The sequence below is a fragment of the Nocardia tenerifensis NBRC 101015 genome (genome assembly GCF_000308715.1).
In the GTDB taxonomy this organism is placed as follows: domain Bacteria; phylum Actinomycetota; class Actinomycetes; order Mycobacteriales; family Mycobacteriaceae; genus Nocardia; species Nocardia tenerifensis.
Genome location: NZ_BAGH01000478.1, coordinates 1 through 2,215, shown reverse-complemented (window position 1 = coordinate 2,215; position 2,215 = coordinate 1). Strand labels below are relative to the sequence as shown.

2 protein-coding genes are annotated in these 2,215 nt (G+C 68.8%); one reads left to right on the top strand and one right to left on the bottom strand.

The features are described from left to right. Window positions 1-136: 136 nt before the first annotated feature. The gene (locus ON39_RS46310) at window positions 137-496 is read right to left on the bottom strand and encodes an STAS domain-containing protein (protein WP_157195552.1); all 360 of its coding nucleotides are present in this window, start codon (window positions 494-496) and stop codon (window positions 137-139) included. Window positions 497-781: 285 nt separating this feature from the next. On the opposite strand from ON39_RS46310, the gene ON39_RS34170 reads away from it, so the two are divergent. Continuing rightward, the coding region (locus ON39_RS34170) for a molybdopterin-dependent oxidoreductase (RefSeq protein ID WP_040740424.1) at window positions 782-2,215 on the top strand (1,434 nt) is incomplete at its 3' end.

Sequence of the window (2,215 nt, the reverse complement as noted above, 5' to 3'; positions counted from 1 at the left end):
TGCGCGGCTGGCTCGACGGCTTCGCCGAGGCGGGACTCATCGCCTACTGCCCCGACACCAAGTGCTGGGTCGAGCGACACCAGGCCGTCCAGAAGGGTTGGCGTGGATCGGAATTGGTGTCGTAAATCCTGTTCGCTCAGAGGTCCGTCCTGCGCGCCACGGCACGCAGCGCAGTATCCAGCCGGGGGTAACACGAAACGCGCGCATAAGCGTCCGACAAACCGAAGACTCGTTCGGTCGGCCGCGACGACACCACCACGGCGAACCGGTGCAACCGGCCCTCGGCCCGTTCGGCGGCGCGCACGAGCACGTCGACGCCGGCGAACCCCATGAAGCCGACCTCGCTCAGGTCGACCACCATGGCCCTGGCGTGCTCACTGTCCTGCACGGCGAGGTCGAGCAGGGACGCGGTGGCCAGGTCGATCTCGCCTGCGACGTAGAGCACGCGCGTGCCCGGTCGCAGGGTACTGCGGCGAATGCGCAGGTTCCCGCGCACGAATTCGCTCGTGTTCGCGGGGGAATGACTGTGTGAGAACAGCCGTCGGGAAGTGCGGGGGTACCGAGGACTCAGCTGATTGGTCATGCACGACGCTCCAGACCAACGCGAACGGGCGCGCCGTTGCGCGTGAATAGGCAGCAGCCCGCGCTATGCAAGCCGCACATGGGCTCACAAAGGGCTGCAAAGGCTCGTGTCTGAACCTCCCGTAAACGTACTCCCGTAGCCGTGCACAGACAACCGATGCGCACGTTTGGCGCGGCGGAGCACGGGTACGACGCTGGGATGGCCACGAGTGATCGGATCGCTCAGCCCTGGGGTGTGCGCACTCCGTACGGGCGCGGAGAGAACTGGCCGTCGCGCACCGACATGTTCCTCGCGGACGGTGTGCGCGCGGAAACGGTCGAACGGTGGGTTCCGTCGGCGTCGGTGCTGCACTCCAATGGCGACGCCATGGACATCGCCGTCAAGGACGGTCGCATCGTCGGGGTGTGCGGACGCACGAACGACCGGGTGAATCGCGGCAGGCTCGGCCCCAAGGACTTGTACGGGTGGCAGGCGAACCACGCGGCGCAGCGGCTGACCGAGCCGCTGATCAGGGTCGACGGCCGCCTGGTCCCGACGGACTGGGACACCGCGATGGAGCGGATCGCGCGACGCAGCCGCGAACTGCTCGACGGTCCCGGTCCCGAGGCGATCGGCTTCTACACCAGCGGGCAGCTCTTCCTGGAGGAGTACTACACGCTGGGCGTGATCGCGCACGGCGCGATCGGCACCCCGCACGTCGACGGCAACACCCGCCTGTGCACCGCGACCGCCGCCGAGGCCTTGAAGGAGTCGTTCGGCAGCGACGGCCAGCCTGGCTCCTACGCCGACGTCGATCACGCGGACGTGATCGCGCTCTACGGGCACAATGTCGCCGAGACCCAGACGGTGCTGTGGGCCCGGATGCTGGACCGGCTGGCCGGCGCGAACCCGCCCGGCCTGCTGTGTGTCGACCCGCGGCCCACCAAGGTCGCCGAGTACGCCACCGTGCACCTCGCGCCCCTGCCCGGCTCGAACGTCGCGCTGATGAACGCGCTGCTGCACGAGCTGATCGAGCACGACTGGATCGACCACGACTACCTGGCCGCGCACACCATCGGCTTCGAGGATCTGGCGCAACAGGTTTCGGGCTGGACGCCCGAGCGCGCCGCCGACATCTGCCGGCTCGAGGCGCGGCAGATCCGCCAGGCGGCCGAGCTGCTCGGCGCAGCGCCCCGGCTGCTGTCGACCGTGCTGCAGGGGTTCTACCAGTCCCACCAGGCCACCGCGGCCGCCGTCCAGGTCAACAATGTGCACCTGCTGCGCGGCATGCTCGGCAAGCCGGGCTGCGGGGTCATGCAGATGAACGGCCAGCCGACCGCGCAGAACACCCGCGAATGCGGGGCCGACGGCGATCTCGCCGGTTTCCGCAACTACGCCAACGCCGACCACGTCGCGGAATTGGCCGAATTGTGGCATGTCTCGCCGGAGGACATCCCGCACGACGGGCCGCCGACGCACGCGATGCGGATGTTCGAACTCGCCGAGCAGGGCTCGCTGCGCATGCTGTGGGTGTCGGCGACGAATCCCGCTGTGTCGCTGCCGGAGTTGGCGCGCATCCGCGGCATCCTGGCGCGCCCCGAGCTGTTCCTGGTGGTGCAGGACATCTTTCGCACCGAGACCGCGGAGCTCGCC